Source organism: Lentzea sp. NPDC036955, assembly GCF_055608005.1.
In genome coordinates this window covers 76,323-92,740 of record NZ_JBVJRC010000008.1, presented here as the reverse complement: position 1 = coordinate 92,740, position 16,418 = coordinate 76,323, and the positions used below count along the sequence as shown (strand labels likewise).

Sequence of the window (16,418 nt, the reverse complement as noted above, 5' to 3'; positions counted from 1 at the left end):
ACTCCCGCGGAGCGCGGCGAACTGCTCAATGGCGCAAAACAGTGGAGAAGACGGCAACAGCACTGCACGGTGGAACTCGGGGCGGAGCTGCGTGAGCACCGCCCCGACGCTCGTCATCCCGCAGACCCGGGACCGGCAGGCCCCGGACCGTCAGGCTCCCGCGGAGCCGGGACCGGTCAGGAAGACCAGGCGGAACTTGCCGATCTGGACCTCGTCGCCGTTCGCGAGGACGGCCTGGTCGACCGGCTCGCGGTTGACGTAGGTGCCGTTGAGGCTGCCCACGTCGATCACGACGAACTCGCCGCCCTCCCGGCGGAACTCTGCGTGGCGGCGCGAGACCGTCACGTCGTCGAGGAAGATGTCGCTGTCGGGGTGGCGCCCCGCGCTCGTCGTGTCGCGGTCCAGCAGGAACCGCGAACCGGCGTTCGGGCCGCGCTTCACCACGAGCAGCGCGGAACCGGCGGGAAGGGCGTCGACACCGGCAACGGCCGGCTCCTGTGCGGGCGCCTCGGCGCCGCCTTCCATCTCCTGGAGGAAGTCCGCCCGGAAGACGGAGGTCCGCTCCGGGGACTGCTCCGGCGGAACGCCTGGGCCGTCGTTCGTGCTCACCTGAGCTCTCCTCCTGCTGCTGGGTCCGTCGTTTCCGGTAAAACCTATCGCGTTCGAGTCGCCCCCCGAGGAGCGCCTCCCCTTCCGGCCGAAGATCCGGCGAAAGATCGACGTCACTCCTTCTCCACCAACGCCTTGTACCCGTCGGCGTCCAAGAGCCCCTCGACCGCCTCGGGGTCGTTCAGGCGGAGCTCGACCATCCAGCCCTCGCCGTACGGGTCGGAGTTGATGGACTCCGGCGACTGCACCAGGGCGTCGTTGATCGCGACGACCTCACCGTCGAGCGGCGAGTAGAGGTCCGACACGCTCTTGGTGGACTCGACCTCGCCGAACGTGTCGCCGGCCGAGACGGTGTGGCCGACCTCGGGCAGCTGGACGAAGACCACGTCACCGAGTTGTTCCTGGGCGTAGTCGGTGATGCCGACGCGCACGGTGTTCTCACCTGTTGTGGCGACCCACTCGTGTTCCTCGGTGTAACGAAGCTCCTCGGGAATCAACTGACTGCGCTCCTCGTGCTGAACCTGTATGGGGTGATCTTTTCACGCGGCCTTTCCGGGAGTGACCCGCAGGGCCGAGAAGAACTGGTAGACGTACAAAAGCGCCGACCACAGGTACAGCGCTGCACCCCACGCGGTGAACGCGTAGGCGAACGGGAGTGCGAGCTGCGCCCACGCCGAGTCGCCCTGCGCGAGCAGCAGCAGGGGGAACGCGTACAGCAGGTTGAAGGTCGCGGCCTTGCCCAGGTAGGTGACCTCGAACGGGCCCCAGCCGCGCTGCCGCAGGACCAGCAGGCAGATGCCGACGACGACCTCGCGCCCGACCAGCACGAGTGCGATCCACAGCGGCACGATGTCCCTGACCACGAACGCCAGCAGCGTGCAGAACACGTAGAGGCGGTCGGCGGCCGGGTCGAGCAGCGCGCCCAGCCGGCTCATCTGGTTCAGCCAGCGGGCGAGCTTGCCGTCCAGCCAGTCGGACAGGCCCGCGAAGACGAGGACGAGCAGCGCCCAGCCGTCGGCGCGGGGTCCGAGCAACAGGTACAGGAAGAGCGGAACACCGGCCAGCCGCAACACGCTGAGCAGGTTCGGAATCGTCAGCAGGCGATCAGCCGGGTCACGCACACCCGCACTCTAAACGAGTGGCCGCGCACGGGCTGCCGGATGGCGTCACGGCACGCGGTGCGGGTGGTCGCAGGAGCTGCGCGGCCGGTCGGGGGACGGGGCCCGGTGGGGTGGGGGGAGCTCAGGCCGTCCGGGTGAACGTCCAGCCGCGGCGCTGCATCTCGGCACCGGTGAGCGAGCACGGGCGACCGCGGTCGTCGCGGCCCACCCAGCGGGCGCGGAAACCCTCGAGCACGTACGCGTGACCCCGGCTCCACACCACGCTGCACGGCGCGGTGGGCAGCTGCTCGGCCGGCTGCGGCTCGGTCTCCATGGCGGTTCTCATCTCAGTCCCTCCGTGACATCAGGGATGTCGGCCACCGGGGCTCCGGCGTTATCCCTGTGAACGAATTCTGGCTGACTGTGGTTCAGAACACGTGTCCGTTCCGGGTCCGGAGCGTTAACTGGATCAAATGCCGCGCCGAGCTGTTCGGGGCCGAAGCGCGGCGGATGGCCACGTCGTTGCTCGCGCAACCGTTCGTCGTGCGCCGATGACCACCCATCTCGTCAGTCCGATCGGCGCGGCCTAACGTGTCCGCGTGGACCAGGTGAAATTCGGGCCGGAGCTCCTCTCCCGGTTGCTCGACCACCTCGGCGCGCAGCTCGACGGCTGCCGCGGGGTGGGCCTGTCGGTGTGGCCCGACGGGGCGGTGCTGCGGGCGGTCGGCGTGGCGCAGGAACTGGACCGGGCGCAGGTGGAGGCCGGGGAGGGACCACTCGTCGACGCCTCCCGCGACGAGCGGCAGGTGACCGCCGAGCTCGGCGGTCACCACGTGGTGGCGGTGCCGGGGAGCTGGGGTGACAGCGGACCGATAGTGCTGACGGTTTACCTGGACCACCCGGCTGGCATCGAGGACCTGAAGGTGGTCGAGGAGATCGAGCCGCTGCTCGCGACGGCGGCCGCGGTGGTGCAGTTCTGCGCCGGCGAGGTCCTGCGGGCCGACCAGATGGTGCGGATGGTGCAGCACCGGCGCTACATCGAGCAGGCCAAGGGGCTGCTGGTGGGTGCGCGGGGATGCCGGCCGGGCGAGGCGTTCGAGCTGCTCGTGCGGGCCAGCCAGCACGCGAACGTGAAGCTCCGCGACGTCGCGGCGGCCCTGGTGCTCGTGGTCGGCGGGGACCTGGAGGACACTGGTGAGGACGTCACGGTGCCGCCGCGGACCGCCTATGACACCGCTCGCGAACTTTGGGCGGAGTTGCAGGTTTGAGTCTTCGGCGACCGGGGTACGGAAGCGGCGACCTGTCCTGTCGAGCGACCTCTCCCGTACGGTGATGTCGCAGCGGTTGAGCCAGCAGCCGCGTGGTGGGGACCGCTGCTGTGGCGGCTCCCCGTGGTCCGAGTAGGGAGAAGATCGGTGACTGTGCAGGACCCGCAGACCATTGAGCTGTCGGCCCGGCAGCCGTCCGACGGCGTCACGGTGCTCGCCGTGTCCGGCGAGGTGGACATGGTGTCCGCGCCGACGCTGCGCGACGCCCTCGTGAACGGCCTCACCGACGGTGGCACCTTCGTGGTGGACATGACCGGCGTGACGTTCCTGGGTTCCGCCGGACTCGCCGTGCTCGTCGAGGCGGCGCGGCTGGCCCCCCAGCGCAACGCGACCCTGAAGGTCGTGGCGACCAAGCGCGCGGTGACGCGTCCGCTGGAGGCCACCGGGCTGGGCGAGGTGCTCGCCGTGCACGACTCGGTGGACGCCGCCCTGAGCTGAGACCACCTGACCTGGGACGAACCCGGCCCGGGACGACTACGACGACTGCGCGTGCCGGCCTGAGCCGAGACCCATCGGGCTCAGGGGGCTTGCGGGGCTTCCGGCACCACGGTGAGCCGGTTGCCCGCCGCGGCCAGCGCCGACGCGACCTCGGCCAGTGCGTGCGCGATGCCTTCGCGCCGCGGGCCGAGACCGCTCAGGTCGACGGTCAGCGGCACGGTGCCGCCGCGCGCGGCGGTGACCAGCCTCCGCCGCAACGACGGTCCCGCCTCGGCGGGCGCGTCACCGCGGACCACCGCCACCACGCCCGAGGAGGTCTCGTAGGCATGCACGTGGCAGTCGGGTGCGGTGTCGTACGTCGCGGGCACGGGCGACCGGGTTCTGCGCAGCCGCACGGTGGTGCCGTTCGGCGAGCGGTGGATCTCGACGTCGTCCACGCTCTCCCGCATGAGCAGGAGTCCCCTGCCGCGCGTGGTGAGCGCGGGTGGTGGCACGCGCCACCGGCCGTGGTCGATGACGTCCACCACGGTCGTGCCGTCGCTCTCGATGCGGGCGCGCACCTCGACCGTGCCGTGCTCGGAACCGGGGTAGGCGTGCTCGACGGAGTTGTTGACCGCTTCGCTCACCGCGAGGACGAGGTCGTCGGCCTCGTCGTCGGTGAACCCGCCGCCTCGCAACCAGTCACGCAGCCGGTGCCGAACGGGCCCGACCTCGTGTGCGTCCGCGGGGAAGCGGAGGGCCAGGAAGTCCTCTCGCACCAGCACGACTCTCCTCCCCTTGAGCTCCTGCCTCCAGCAGGTGATTTCCCTGGGCACGGGGTCAGTACACGTGTGAAATGAGATCGGTTCGGGTAAGGCAGTGACATGCCGGCCCAGAGAGCCTTCAGAGCAGAACGGACTACGAGGTGGGTGTGACGCAATTGTCAGGGGTCGAACTGCGGATGGCAGTGGACCCGACGCAGCTCTCCATCGCGCGCGCGGTAGCCGCGGACATCGCGATGCGGCAGGACTTCGACCTCGACGCGATCGAGGACCTCAAGCTCGCGGTCGACGAGACGTGCTCCACGTTGATCACGCTCGCCGCCGACGACGCGGTCCTGAGCTGCCACTTCGCGGTCGACGCCGCGGGTGCGGTCCGGGTGAGCGCGAAGGTGTCGGCCAAGGCGGCAGCGGGCCCGGACGAGGGCAGCTTCGGCTGGCGCGTGCTGACCGCGCTGGTGGACTCGGTGGAGACTTCCGTGAAGGACGACGCCGCCGAGACCGAGGGGTTCGTGGTCCACATCGACCTCGTGAAGTCCTCGGCAGGGGCGGTGGATGAGTGACCGGCTCCGAAGAGGCGACCGCCACGGCCTCGGAGACCGCTGAGAACGCGCAGGGCACGGCGGCCACGACCGAGCCGGCCGAGGTCGCCGAGTCCTCGACCGGGTCGACGAGCGGCAAGGGTGGCGACTACGACCACCTGGCGCCGTTGTTCGCCGAGCTCGCCGCGACGCCCGCCGGCCCGAAGCGCGACACGTTGCGGGACCGGCTCGTCACCGAGCACCTCCCGGTCGCCCAGCACATCGCGCGCCGGTTCGGCCACCGCGGTGAGCCGCACGAGGACCTCGTGCAGGTGGCGACGGTCGGCCTGATCAACGCGGTCGACCGGTTCGACCCCGAGCGCGGCAGCGACTTCCTGTCGTTCGCGGTGCCCACGATCATGGGTGAGGTGCGGAAGTACTTCCGCGACTCGTCGTGGTCGGTGCGGATGCCGCGGCGGCTCAAGGAGCTGCACCTCGCGATCAACGCGGGCACCTCGCGGCTGTCGCAGTCGCTGGGTCGCGCGCCGACGCCGTCCGAGCTGGCCGAGCACCTGGGCCTGAGCCGCGAAGAGGTCCACGAGGGGCTGGCGGCCGGCAACGCCTACCAGAGCGCGTCCCTGGACGACATGCTGATGTCGGACGACTCGTCGATCTCCCTCGGGAACACGATCGGCGAGGAGGACCCGGAGATCGCGATGATCGAGCAGCGGGAGGCGTTGCACCCGCTGCTGCAGAAGCTGCCCGAGCGCGAGCGCAAGATCGTGATCATGCGGTTCTTCGGCAACATGACCCAGACGCAGATCGCGCAGAAGGTCGGCATCTCGCAGATGCACGTGTCGCGGCTGCTGGCGAAGACGCTGCGGCAGCTGCGCGACGTCCTGGAGGAATGACCGGTTACAGCTGTTGTTCCCACGGCCCCGCGTCCTCGTTCCGAAACGAGGGCGCGGGGTTTCGTCATCACTTGCCCCGGAAGACGCAAAGCAGACTTGCGGTCGCGGCGAAGCTAGGCGGCGCGGACACGGCGGCGGGCCGCCGAGATGATCTGACGGCGTTCGTCCTCGCCCATGCCACCCCACACGCCGTAGGGCTCCTGGGACTCGAGGGCGTGCGCACGGCACTGCGCGAGCACCGGGCAGTGCGAGCAGATGGCCTTGGCCTTCTCCTCACGCGCTGCCCTGGCGTACCCGCGCTCGTTGTCGGGGTGGAAGAAGATGGCGCTGTTCTGGCCGCGGCACAGCCCCTCCATCTGCCAGTCCCACACGTCGGTGACCGGTTTGGGCAGGCGGGTCGTGCAGGTCATCGCGACTCCCTAAGGCTGGGGCGGAAGAGTTGCGATCACTGCGTACCTCTGCTCGTGCGGCGGTAAACCTGTTCGGCCCAGGTCACAACCGCTCGGGGGCGGAAATTCCGAGCAGGTCGAGACCCAGGGTGAGCACGCGGCTCGTGAGGGCGAGCAGGTGCAGGCGCGAGTCCTGCAGCTCCTGCGTCTCCGCCTTCATGACCGAGCAGGTCTCGTAGAACGTGGACAGCGCCGTGGCCGTGTCGAACAGGTAGGCCGTCAGCTTGTGCGGCGCCAGGTCCTCGATGGCCGCCCTGACCGCCGTGGGCAGCTGCAACAGCTTCAGCGCCAGGTCGCGTTCGGCCTGTTCGGCGAGCGTGATGGCGGCGTCCTGCGGGGCCGTACGACCGACCTTGCGCGCGATGGAGTGCGTGCGCGCGTTGGCGTACTGCACGTACACGGACGTGTCGCCGGTCTTGGCCAGCATCTTCTCCCACGAGAAGACGTAGTCCTTCTCGCGGTCGTTGTGCAGGTCGGCGTACTTCACCGCGCCGATGCCGAGGACGCGGGCGAGCTCCTCGCGTTCCGCACCCTCCACTTCGGACGTCTCCGGGATGGCCTTCTCGGCGTGCTGCACGGCTTCGGTCAGCAGGTCGACGAGCTTGATCGTGCCGCCGGCGCGGGTGCGGATGGTCTTGCCGTCCTCGCCCAGGATCGTGCCGAACGGCGTGTGCACCGCCGTGTGCGCGTCGTCCAGCCACCCGGCCTGCCGGGACGTCGCGAAGATCATCTGGAAGTGCAGCGCCTGCGGCGCGCCGACGACGTAGATCAGCTGGTCGACCTCGCGCTCGCGCACCCAGTACCGCACGGTCGCGAAGTCGGTGGTCGCGTACCCGTACCCGCCGTCGCTCTTGCGCACGATCAACGGCTGACGGTCGCCCTCGCGCCCCTTGAAGCCGGGCGGGAACACGCACAGCGCGCCGTCGGACTCCTCGACGAGCCCCTTCTGCCGCAGCTCGGTGATCGTGTCCGCGAGGAACGGGTTGTAGAAGCTCTCGCCGTAGGTGTCGGCGGCGGTGAGCTTGATGCCGAGCACGTCGTAGATGTGGTCGAAGTGCCGCTGCGACTCCGCGACGAGCTCCCGCCACAGCTTCAGCGTCGCCTCGTCCCCGCCCTGCAGCAGCACGACCCGCCGCCGCGACCGGTCGGCGAACGCCGGGTCGCTGTCGAACTTGACCCGCGCTGCCTGGTAGAAGCCGTTGAGGTCGCTGATCTCGAACTCGTCGTCGAACCCGAGGTCCACGAGGTGCTCGATCAGCATGCCGAACGGCGTGCCCCAGTCGCCCAGGTGGTTGTGCGGGATCACCTCATGGCCCGCGAACGCCAGCAGCCGCGACAACGCGTCCCCGATGACGGTCGACCGGACGTGGCCGACGTGCATCTCCTTGGCCACGTTCGGGCTGCTGTAGTCGATCGCGATCCGCCGCGGCTCCTCCACGACCGGCACACCGAGCCGGTCGTCCCCCTTCAGACCCGCGACCTGCTGCTCCAGCCACCCGCGGGTGAGCCGCAGGTTGATGAACCCCGGCCCGGCGATCTCCGGCGTCTCCACGGCGTCGGCCGAGTCGAGGTGCTCGACGATCAGCTGCGCCACCTCGCGGGGGTTGCGGCCGACCTTCTTGGCGAGGCTCATGGCCACGTTGCACTGGTAGTCGGCACCGTCTCGGTTGGACGGTCGGATCAGCGCTTCCTCCGCGGTGATGTCCACGTCCAGGGCGGCGCGCAACGCCCGCGCCACCCGCTGGCCCAGCTCGAGCCCGACATCCCCACGCAGCACTGAACCCACCTCTCGACCGCGGCTTTGCCTCCCAGTATTTCACCCGCCGCAAACGAGAAGGGCACCGAGGCTTCCGGCTGCCCGCGCGTCACCACCGCCCGAGCAGCAGCGCCCCGCCCCCGACCAGCGCCGCCAGGCTCACCGCCCCGAACACCGTCACCCACCCGAGCGCCGGCACGCCGGTCAGCCACGCCAGCACGTCCGCGTCGGAACGCGGAGCCTGCCGCCGCCAGCGCTTCACCTGCAGCTCCCACACCGGGCGCACCCCGCCGAGCAGCAGGAACCACGCGAACACGTACGCGGCGGTGTCGCGCACCTCGGGTGGGGCGTAGAAGGAGATGAAGAAGAACGCGCCGCCGGTGACCACGACGGACAGCACGCCGAAGACGTTGCGGATCATGATGAGCATCGCCGCGAGGAACGCGATGGTGATCCAGAGCATCAGGCGGATCTGGTCGTTGGTGATGAGCAGGGCCGCGCCGAACCCGAGCAGGGACGGGGCGGTGTAGCCGGCCAGTGCGGTGAAGACCATGCCGGGGCCGCGGGGTTTGCCGCGGGAGACGGTGAGGCCGCTGGTGTCGGAGTGCAGCTTGATGCCGCTGAGGCGGCGGCCGGTGAGCACCGCGACCAGTGCGTGGCCGCCTTCGTGGGCGATGGTGATGACGTTGCGGGTGAGGCGCCAGACCGCGGACGGGGCCACGGCCAGGAACGCGGCCAGCGCGGTGCCCCACGTGATCAGGACCTCGTGCGTGAGCAGTTCGTCCGAGAGCATCGCGACATCGAAACAGACGCGCCGTGAGAGCCGCATGTGGGCTGCTCACGGCGCGTCGGCTCCGGACAGTGCGTGTGGGAGTCCGTCCGTCCGGATGGGAGTTGTGGCTAGTGCTTGATCCGGTCGGAGATCTTGTCGCGGTCCACGCGGTCGGTCTTCGGGTCCACCACGGCCTGCTCCTTCGTGATGGGCTCCTGCGTGCGCGGGCTGACGGCCGGGTCGACGGGCTCGATCCGGCGGTCGTCGCCGAGGTGGTCGTGCGCAACCGTGCCGGGGACGTGGTCGTGGCGGTTGTCGTGCGCCTCGCGCGGCTCCGGCAGCTCGGGCTCCTCCTCGATCAGCTTGCGGCGGGCGGGCATGACCGCGAGCAGCAGGCCGAACAGGGCGAGGCCGAGGTGCAGCCAGTTGTCGTTCGTGTTGAGCGCCAACGGGTTGCCGGCCGCGGACACGGGGTTCTGCGCGACGATCCCGGTGATCATCAGGCCCCACACGAACAGGGCGCCGTAACCGAGGAAGAGCAGCCACCCGTACAGCCGGGCGAGGCCGGAACCGAGTGCCATCACCAGGCCGAGCACGCCGACGACCACGTGCACCAGGTTGTGCAGCGCGTTCACGGAGAACCCGAGCACGAACGAGTGCGCGGTCCAGTCGCCGATCCCCGTGCGGGTGAAGCCCACGACGCCGAACACGATGAACGCGATGCCGGCGAGCGCCGCCAGCACCTGCACCGGTTGCAGACCGGCGACCTTGACAGTGACGCGGTGGGTCATGACGCCCTCCAGGCTCCGTACTTGGTCGCCGGAGAACTACCCCGCCATCACCTCGGCCAAACCGTGCGCGGAGACGCCGGGCACCCCGTTGCGCGGCACCACGACGTTGCGCTTGGCGACGTGCACGACGCGCGCACGCGCGGGGTTGACCAGCACGGTCGCCTCGGCGTCGAGGTCGGTGTGGACGCGGACCTCGACCTGCGAACCGCGTGCGGCGGCGTTGCGCAGCGCGGCGGCGAGGGTGTCGAGGTTCCACGGTTTGACGAGCCGGAACTGGAACTCGTCGACGTGCAGGACGGCCCACAGCTCGGTGCCGGTGGGAGGATCGGTCGGGTTCATGCGGCGGTCTCCTCGGTGGTGGGCCCCGCGTGACGCGGCTGAGGTGCAACGGCTCCGGTGCGCGCGGCGAGCAGCGCGTCCTGCCCGTCGATCGCCGCGTCGTCAACGTCGATGCCGACTCGCACGTACTCAAAGAGGACAGCACGGGTCGTCAGATACGGCCGGGCACCGCCTGCGGCTTGCGCCCGATGCCCGCGTACGCGCCAGGGACCACGCACGGCGCCTCGACCTCCAGCCCGTCCAGCAGCGCCTCGACCGGCTGCGGGTGGGAGACGACGAGGAAGCCGCCCGCGGGCAGCGCGTGCCGGTAGCGGCGGACCACCCGGCCGGGGCCGGTGGCGTCGTCGACGTAGCGCAGGACGTCCACCATCAGCACGGCGTAGGGCTCGCGCAAGTCCAGGTGGGACAGCACGCCGGGGTGCCGCAGCACCTGCTCCGGCCGGCGCAGGTCGGCCTGGATCGCGCACGCCCGCGGCTCGCCGCGCAGCAGGCCGCGGGCGAACGTGGCGGTCACCTGGTCGGAGTCGACGTAGACCACGCGGGCGTCGGGCAGCGTCTGGTGCGTCGCGCCGCACGTCGGGATGCCGGAGCCCAGGTCGAGGAACTGGCGGACGCCGGACTCCCAGCAGTGCCGGACGGCGTGGCGCAGGAAGAGCCGGTGGGCCCTGGTGACGAGCGGCAGCTCCGGGTCGATCCGGACCGCCTGCTTGGCGAACGCGCGGTCGGCGGCGTAGTTGTGCGCGCCACCCAGGTAGTAGTCGTGGATCCGCGCGGCGTTCGGCCGACGTACGTCGACCTCGTAACGCGCGAAGGCGGGGACCGCAGCCATTCGCAGAGCGTAACTGGCGCCTAGACCATTCGGGCGAAGTTTTCGAAGATTCTTTGGGTCCGTCTGACATTCACCCGGTTGACGGCGGGCCCGGTCCACCCCACGGAGACCGGGCCACGTAGCGCGCACGGGAATCGAACCCGTGTTTCCGGATTGAGAGTCCGACGTCCTGACCACTGGACGAACACGCCGAGGACGAGCATTAAAAGAAATGCTCGAAGGTAATTCGTAGAAGGCGTTTCAGCTGCTCACAGCTTGGCCGGAGCTCCGGTCCATTCATCTGCTCGGATCATGCAACAATCATGACCGACCACCTGACGGCGCCGCAAAGGAATTAATCGAGCCACGTCAGCGCGAGCCACAGCGCGGCACGCGCGTCGGCTGACCCGAGGTCGCGGCCGAGCAGCCGTTCGACGTGGGCGATGCGGTGCCGGACGCTGTTGCGGTGCACGCCGAGCACCTCGGCGGTGCGGTCCCAGCTGCCGTGCCGGCCCAGCCAGGCCCTCAGCGTCTCGACCAGCTCCGGCCTTCCGAGCAGCGCCGCCAGCTCCCTGCGGGCGAACGCGGCCGCCACCGCCGGGTCCAGCAGGGACGTCAGATCGGACGCGGGCAGGGCGGGGGAACCGGTCGCCACTGCGCGTGCCAGCAGCCCCGAGGCCTCGGCCGCGGCGGCACCGAAGGCCGCGGCGGACGGCACGCCGGCGGGCACCGGCGAGGAGACGCCGACCGGACCGGACACCGCGAACCCGGCCGGCACCAGCGCGAGGAACCCGTCCCCGAGCTTCGACACCAGCGGCCCGTACCGCCGGGCCAGCACGTCGTGGTCCTCCCGCGACCGCCCCGCCACCACCCGGTGCGGGCCAGGCCCCAGCACGTCCTCCACGCCGGTGGCCTCCGCGCGCAGCAGGGCCGCCGCCGCGAGGCGCGCGATCCGCCCGCGCTCCCCCTCGACGTCGCGGCGCAGCAGCCCCAGCAACGCGAGCGCGACGGCGACGACGGCCCGTTCGGCCGGCGAGAGCGCCACCGGTCTGCGCACCACGAGCACCGCGGCCTCGACCGGGTCGAGCGTCACGTGGTCGTCACCCACCCTGGTGGAGGCAGAACGGGGGCCGGTGCCCGACGCGACCCGGTCCACGAGGGACGCCACGTCGTCCGGTGCGGTCGCGGGGTCCACCAGCTCGGCGCGGCACCCCAGCACGGTGGCGAGCACGGCCAGCACCGACTCCACCGGCCGCACGCGGGTCGCGGCACGGGTGAGCGCGCGCTGGCCCTCGGCCAGCATCCGCTGCTCCCGCACGGTGATCTCCGCGAGCAACGCGCCCAGCGCCCGCGACACGGCCAGGAACGGCGTCGACGGCGGCACGGCCAGCAGCGGCATCCCCTGGTCCGCACAGGCTCGCACCAGCGACGGCGGCACCGCCGGGAACTCCGGTTCGACGCCGAACCCGATCGCGGTGACACCGGAGGACACCAGCCCGGCCACGTAGGCGGGCACGTCGCCTGGGAACCGCACCCCGGCCGTGAGCAGCAGCTCCTCGCCGACCAGGTACGGCGCCGGGTCGGCCAGCTCGGACACGTGCGCCCAGCGGACCGGCCGGTCCAGCCCGGACGATCCGCACAGGACGGTCAGCCCGAGCTCGGCACGCGCCACGAGCGCCCGCAACGGGACGGTTTGCACAACCACAAGCCCGGGATTGTGCAGAGCAACCGCTTACCGGCGCCAGCCCGCGTTCCTACTGTTGCAACCCGAGGAGTTCCGGCAGTGGACCTCGACCACGCGGTGATCGCCGCTCACGTGCTCGGGATCTCCGGTGGGTGGCAGGACGCGCAGCAGGGAAGGAACTGGTGAAGCCATGATCGGCCCCGTCGACTCCTCGCAGGTCCCCCGGTACGCGGGCCCGGCGACCTTCGCCCGGCTGCCGCGCCTGGACCAGGTGGCGCACGCGGACGTCGCGGTGGTCGGGGTCCCGTTCGACACCGGTGTCTCCTACCGGCCGGGCGCGCGGTTCGCCCCGGCGGCGGTGCGAGAGGCGTCCCGGCTGCTGAGGCCCTACCACCCCGGCCTGGACGTGTCGCCGTTCGAACGCGTGCAGGTCGCGGACGGCGGGGACATCGCGGTCAACCCGTTCCACATCGGCGCGGCGATCGAGACGATCGAGGGCGCGGCATCGGCGTTGCAGGCCGAGGGCACCCGGCTGGTGACCATCGGCGGTGACCACACGATCGCGCTGCCGTTGCTGCGGGCGGTGTCGCGCATCCACGGACCCGTTGCGCTGCTGCACTTCGACGCGCACCTCGACACCTGGGACACGTACTTCGGCGAGCCCTACACGCACGGGACGCCGTTCCGCCGCGCGGTCGAGGAAGGGGTCCTCGACACGGAGGCGATCTCCCACGTCGGCACGCGCGGGCCGTTGTACGGCAAGAAGGACCTGGAGGACGACCGGCGGCTCGGGTTCGGCATCATCACGTCGTCGGACGTCCTGCGGCGCGGTGTCGACGAGACGGTCGACGCGCTGCGGCACCGCATCGGGGCACGACCCGTGTACGTGTCGATCGACATCGACGTGCTGGACCCGGCGCACGCACCCGGCACCGGGACGCCCGAGGCGGGCGGGATGACGTCGCGGGAGCTGCTGGAGGTCCTGCGCGGGCTGCGGGGGCTGAACCTGGTCGGCGCGGACGTGGTCGAGGTCGCCCCGGCCTACGACCACGCGGACATCACGTCTGTGGCAGCCTCGCACGTGGCTTACGACCTGGTGTCGCTGATGTCGTTGAAGGAGAGCGCGTGACCGTGTCCCGCACCGGCGGTGATGTCGTCGTCGAGACGTTGGAGGCTCTGGGCGCGAGCACCGTCTTCGGCATCCCCGGCCAGCACGCCCTCGGCCTGTTCGACGCGGTGCGGCGCTCGAAGCTGCGGTACGTCGGCAGCCGGACCGAGGTCAACGCCGCGTTCGCCGCCGACGGCCACGCGCGGATCACGAGGTCCGTGACGCCGTTGCTCGTGTCGACCGGGCCGGGTGCCCTGCAGACGTTGGCCGGTCTGCAGGAGTCAGCGGCCGCATCGGCGCCCGTGCTGGGCATCTCGTCGCAGATCCCGTTGGCGGGCCTTGGTGGCGTGCGCGGCGGGTACCTGCACGAGCTGACGGACCAGCTGGCGTCGTTCCGCCACATCGTGAAGCACGCGCGCGTTGTCCGGCGTGCGTCGCAGATCCCGTCGGCGTTGATCGAAGCGTGGGAGATCGCGCTGACGGCACCGCACGGGCCCGTGTGGCTGGAGATCCCGCAGGACGTGCTGCTCGGACCGGCCGGGGTTCCGCCGGTGACGTCGGTGTCGTGGTCGCCGCGCGCGCTGCCCCCGCGGCCGGAGCTGGTCGCGGAAGCGGTGCGGTTGCTGGACGGTGCTGAACGGCCGGTGATCCTGGCCGGCGGTGGAGCGTCCGGGCCGGAGCTGGTGGAGCTGGCCGAGAAGCTGCGCGCGCCGGTCGTCAGCACGTTCGGCGGCAAGGGCAACTTCCCGTGGGAGCACCCGCTGTCGGCGCAGTCGTGGCTGGAGGACCGGCACACCACGGAGTTCCTGGCCGACGCGGACGTGCTGCTGGTGGCCGGCTCCGGCCTCGGCGAGCTGTCCAGCAACTACCGCACGTTCCGGCCGCGCGGCACGGTGGTCCAGGTCGAGGCGGACCTCGGCAAGCTGGAGGCGAACTACCCCGCGCTGGGCATCCACGCCGACGCACGCCTCGCCCTGCGCGCGTTGGTCTCCGGTGTCACGGCCAGGGCCGCCGACGGCGTTGCCGAGCGCCGCGTCGCCGAGCTGCTGTCCTGGGTGCGCGAACGCTTGCGCGGTCAGGACCTCGACCTGGAGCTGGAGGTGCTGCACGCGGTGCGCGCCGCCGTGCCCGACGGCACCCCGACCTGCTGGGACATGACGATCCTCGGCTACTGGGCCTGGTCGGCCTGGGACCCGCGCGGTGGTGCGCAGTTCTCCGCCCAGGGCGCGGGCGGCCTCGGCTACGGCTTCCCCGCCGCACTCGGGGTCGCAGCGGCGGGCGGCGGACCGGTGCTCGCGGTCTCCGGCGACGGCGGTGCCATGTACGGCATCTCCGAGCTGGCGGTCGCCGCCCAGCACGGGTCGCGCGTGGTGTGGCTGATCGTCGACGACGGCGGCTACGGCATCCTGCGCGAGTACATGACCGACGCCTTCGGCCAGGCCACCGGCACCGAGCTGGCCCGCCCGGACTTCGTCGCGCTGGCCGCGTCGTTCGGCGTGCCCGCCACCCGCAGCACCCCCGGGACGCTGCGGGAGGACCTCGCCAAGGCCTTCGCGGACGGCGGACCGCACGTGGTGGTCCTGCCCGCCGTGCTGCGCATGTTCGCCCCCACGCACCTGGAGCACCCGTGATCGTCGCGAACCTCGTCAACGGCACCTCCGCCCCGGCCGCGGCCACCTCGCCGCTCGTCGACCCCGCGACGGGCCTGGAGACCGGCCGCGCCGCCGTCTCCCGCGCCGCCGAGGTCGACGCCGCCGTCGCTGCTGCCGCCGCCGCGTTCCCCGGCTGGTCGCGCACCACCCCGGCGGACCGCCAGCGGGCCCTGCTGGAGCTCGCCGACCTGGTCGAGGCGAACGCGGACGCCCTCGCCGACGCCGAGGTCCGCGAGACCGGCAAGATCCGCTCGGTGCTGCTGGACGAGGAGGTCCCCCAGTGCGCCGACCAGCTCCGCTTCTTCGCGGGCGCCGCCCGCGCGCTGGGCACCGCCGCGGCCGGCGAGTACCTGCCGGGCCACACCTCCTACCAGCGCCGCGAGCCGGTCGGGGTGATCGCGCAGATCACCCCGTGGAACTACCCGCTGATGATGGCCGTGTGGAAGATCGCCCCGGCGCTGGCCGCGGGCAACACGGTGGTCCTCAAGCCCGCCGACACCACCCCGTCGTCCACGGTGCTGCTCGCGTCGCTGGCCGCACAGGTGCTGCCGCCGGGCGTGTTCAACGTCGTCCTGGGCGACCGCGACACCGGCCGGCTGCTGGTCGAGCACCCGGTGCCGGCGATGGTGTCGCTGACCGGCTCCACCCGCGCCGGCGTCGAGGTGGCCCGGTCCGCGGCCACGACGGTGAAGCGCCTGCACCTGGAGCTCGGCGGCAACGCGCCGGTGCTGGTCTTCGACGACGTGGACGTCACCGCGACGGCGGAAGGCGTTGTGGCAGCGGCGTTCTACAACGCCGGGCAGGACTGCACCGCCGCGTCCCGCGTGCTGGTGCACACCGCGGTGCACGACGAGCTCGTCACGGCGTTGGTGCGGGCCGCCTCGGCACAGGTGCCCGGAACGGACTTCGGGCCGCTGAACTCGCAGGCCCAGCTCGACCGCGTGCTCGGGCTGCTCTCCCGGACCACCGGGACGGTCCACTGTGGAGGGAAGCGGCACGGCTCTGCCGGGTTCCACCTGGAGCCCACGGTGGTGTCCGGCCTGTCCCAGGACGACGAGCTCGTCCAGGAGGAGGCGTTTGCGCCGGTGATCACCGTGCAGCCGTTCACCTCCGACGACGAGGCCGTGGCGCTGGCCAACGGCGTCCCGCAGGGGCTGGCGTCGTCCGTGTGGACGCGGGACGTCGGCCGTGCCACCGCGGTGAGCGCCCGGCTCGACTTCGGCATCGTGTGGGTGAACACGCACGGGCTGGTGGCCTCGGAGATGCCGCACGGCGGGTTCGGGGCTTCCGGTTACGGCAAGGACCTGTCGATGCACAGCCTGGAGGACTACACGCGCATGAAGCACGTGATGATCGCGCACTGACGCGCTGTTGACCTCCACTTAGCTGGAGCT

20 protein-coding genes and 1 tRNA gene are annotated in these 16,418 nt (G+C 71.3%); 7 read left to right on the top strand and 14 right to left on the bottom strand.

Features of this window, described 5'->3' with window-relative positions; genetic code table 11:
• Positions 1-150: 150 nt before the first annotated feature.
• From garA to ACZ7CF_RS27190, 4 genes are all read right to left on the bottom strand, one after another.
• Positions 151-609 (bottom strand): glycogen accumulation regulator GarA, encoded by a 459-nt coding sequence (garA, locus tag ACZ7CF_RS27205; protein WP_360392419.1) that lies wholly within the window; start codon positions 607-609, stop codon positions 151-153.
• A 113-nt stretch (positions 610-722) separates the two neighbouring features.
• On the bottom strand, positions 723-1,106 hold the full coding sequence (gcvH, locus tag ACZ7CF_RS27200; RefSeq protein WP_360392422.1) for a glycine cleavage system protein GcvH: 384 nt from the start codon (positions 1,104-1,106) through the stop codon (positions 723-725).
• A 42-nt stretch (positions 1,107-1,148) separates the two neighbouring features.
• The gene (locus tag ACZ7CF_RS27195; RefSeq protein ID WP_360392425.1) at positions 1,149-1,730 is read right to left on the bottom strand and encodes a CDP-alcohol phosphatidyltransferase family protein; all 582 of its coding nucleotides are present in this window, start codon (positions 1,728-1,730) and stop codon (positions 1,149-1,151) included.
• A 121-nt stretch (positions 1,731-1,851) separates the two neighbouring features.
• Complete coding sequence (locus tag ACZ7CF_RS27190) at positions 1,852-2,055, bottom strand: hypothetical protein (RefSeq protein WP_360392427.1); 204 nt, start codon at positions 2,053-2,055, stop codon at positions 1,852-1,854.
• Between the two features lie 253 nt (positions 2,056-2,308).
• Between ACZ7CF_RS27190 and ACZ7CF_RS27185 the strand changes: the two genes are divergently transcribed.
• Both ACZ7CF_RS27185 and ACZ7CF_RS27180 read left to right on the top strand, forming a co-directional pair.
• Complete coding sequence (locus ACZ7CF_RS27185) at positions 2,309-2,977, top strand: ANTAR domain-containing protein (protein WP_360392430.1); 669 nt, start codon at positions 2,309-2,311, stop codon at positions 2,975-2,977.
• A gap of 147 nt (positions 2,978-3,124) precedes the next feature.
• A complete protein-coding gene (locus ACZ7CF_RS27180) occupies positions 3,125-3,475 on the top strand; it encodes an STAS domain-containing protein (protein WP_360392432.1) in 351 nt (116 codons plus the stop codon).
• 80 nt (positions 3,476-3,555) lie between these two features.
• On the opposite strand, the gene ACZ7CF_RS27175 is transcribed toward ACZ7CF_RS27180, so the two are convergent.
• Positions 3,556-4,239 carry an ATP-binding protein gene (locus ACZ7CF_RS27175; RefSeq protein WP_360392435.1) on the bottom strand — a complete coding sequence of 228 codons (684 nt, stop codon included), beginning with the start codon at positions 4,237-4,239 and terminating at the stop codon, positions 3,556-3,558.
• 146 nt (positions 4,240-4,385) lie between these two features.
• Between ACZ7CF_RS27175 and ACZ7CF_RS27170 the strand changes: the two genes are divergently transcribed.
• Positions 4,386-4,796: an ATP-binding protein gene (locus ACZ7CF_RS27170; RefSeq protein ID WP_458430953.1), complete on the top strand. Its 411-nt coding sequence runs from the start codon at positions 4,386-4,388 to the stop codon at positions 4,794-4,796.
• A 137-nt stretch (positions 4,797-4,933) separates the two neighbouring features.
• Complete coding sequence (locus tag ACZ7CF_RS27165; protein WP_360392696.1) at positions 4,934-5,665, top strand: SigB/SigF/SigG family RNA polymerase sigma factor; 732 nt, start codon at positions 4,934-4,936, stop codon at positions 5,663-5,665.
• Between the two features lie 113 nt (positions 5,666-5,778).
• Here the strand turns inward: ACZ7CF_RS27165 and ACZ7CF_RS27160 are convergent, their stop codons facing one another.
• The 9 genes from ACZ7CF_RS27160 to ACZ7CF_RS27120 form a co-directional block, all read right to left on the bottom strand.
• Complete coding sequence (locus tag ACZ7CF_RS27160) at positions 5,779-6,075, bottom strand: WhiB family transcriptional regulator (protein ID WP_360392440.1); 297 nt, start codon at positions 6,073-6,075, stop codon at positions 5,779-5,781.
• An 82-nt stretch (positions 6,076-6,157) separates the two neighbouring features.
• A complete protein-coding gene (gene argS, locus ACZ7CF_RS27155) occupies positions 6,158-7,891 on the bottom strand; it encodes an arginine--tRNA ligase (RefSeq protein ID WP_470370885.1) in 1,734 nt (577 codons plus the stop codon).
• Between the two features lie 88 nt (positions 7,892-7,979).
• Positions 7,980-8,663 carry a M50 family metallopeptidase gene (locus tag ACZ7CF_RS27150; RefSeq protein WP_360392445.1) on the bottom strand — a complete coding sequence of 228 codons (684 nt, stop codon included), beginning with the start codon at positions 8,661-8,663 and terminating at the stop codon, positions 7,980-7,982.
• A gap of 107 nt (positions 8,664-8,770) precedes the next feature.
• On the bottom strand, positions 8,771-9,433 hold the full coding sequence (locus ACZ7CF_RS27145) for a DUF4383 domain-containing protein (RefSeq protein ID WP_470370884.1): 663 nt from the start codon (positions 9,431-9,433) through the stop codon (positions 8,771-8,773).
• 36 nt (positions 9,434-9,469) lie between these two features.
• Positions 9,470-9,772, bottom strand: coding sequence for a hypothetical protein (locus tag ACZ7CF_RS27140; protein ID WP_470370883.1), 303 nt, complete (start codon positions 9,770-9,772; stop codon positions 9,470-9,472).
• Entirely contained in the window at positions 9,769-9,897 is a 129-nt protein-coding gene (locus tag ACZ7CF_RS27135) for a hypothetical protein (RefSeq protein WP_360392453.1), read from the bottom strand. Before ACZ7CF_RS27135 ends, ACZ7CF_RS27140 begins: the two co-directional genes overlap by 4 nt.
• 26 nt (positions 9,898-9,923) lie before the next feature.
• On the bottom strand, positions 9,924-10,601 hold the full coding sequence (locus tag ACZ7CF_RS27130; RefSeq protein ID WP_360392455.1) for an SAM-dependent methyltransferase: 678 nt from the start codon (positions 10,599-10,601) through the stop codon (positions 9,924-9,926).
• A gap of 119 nt (positions 10,602-10,720) precedes the next feature.
• Positions 10,721-10,792 (bottom strand) — tRNA-Glu (locus ACZ7CF_RS27125).
• Between the two features lie 143 nt (positions 10,793-10,935).
• Positions 10,936-12,285, bottom strand: a complete 1,350-nt coding sequence (locus ACZ7CF_RS27120; RefSeq protein WP_470370882.1) for a PucR family transcriptional regulator — start codon at positions 12,283-12,285, stop codon at positions 10,936-10,938.
• A 169-nt stretch (positions 12,286-12,454) separates the two neighbouring features.
• On the opposite strand from ACZ7CF_RS27120, the gene speB reads away from it, so the two are divergent.
• The 3 genes from speB to ACZ7CF_RS27105 are packed head-to-tail and all read left to right on the top strand — an operon-like array spanning position 12,455 to position 16,388.
• The gene (gene speB / locus ACZ7CF_RS27115) at positions 12,455-13,393 is read left to right on the top strand and encodes an agmatinase (protein WP_360392462.1); all 939 of its coding nucleotides are present in this window, start codon (positions 12,455-12,457) and stop codon (positions 13,391-13,393) included.
• Positions 13,394-13,395: 2 nt separating this feature from the next.
• Positions 13,396-15,003, top strand: a complete 1,608-nt coding sequence (locus ACZ7CF_RS27110; RefSeq protein WP_470371060.1) for a thiamine pyrophosphate-binding protein — start codon at positions 13,396-13,398, stop codon at positions 15,001-15,003.
• Positions 15,000-16,388: an aminobutyraldehyde dehydrogenase gene (locus ACZ7CF_RS27105; RefSeq protein WP_360392464.1), complete on the top strand. Its 1,389-nt coding sequence runs from the start codon at positions 15,000-15,002 to the stop codon at positions 16,386-16,388. The genes ACZ7CF_RS27110 and ACZ7CF_RS27105 overlap by 4 nt, the downstream gene beginning before the upstream one ends.
• Positions 16,389-16,418: the final 30 nt, after the last annotated feature.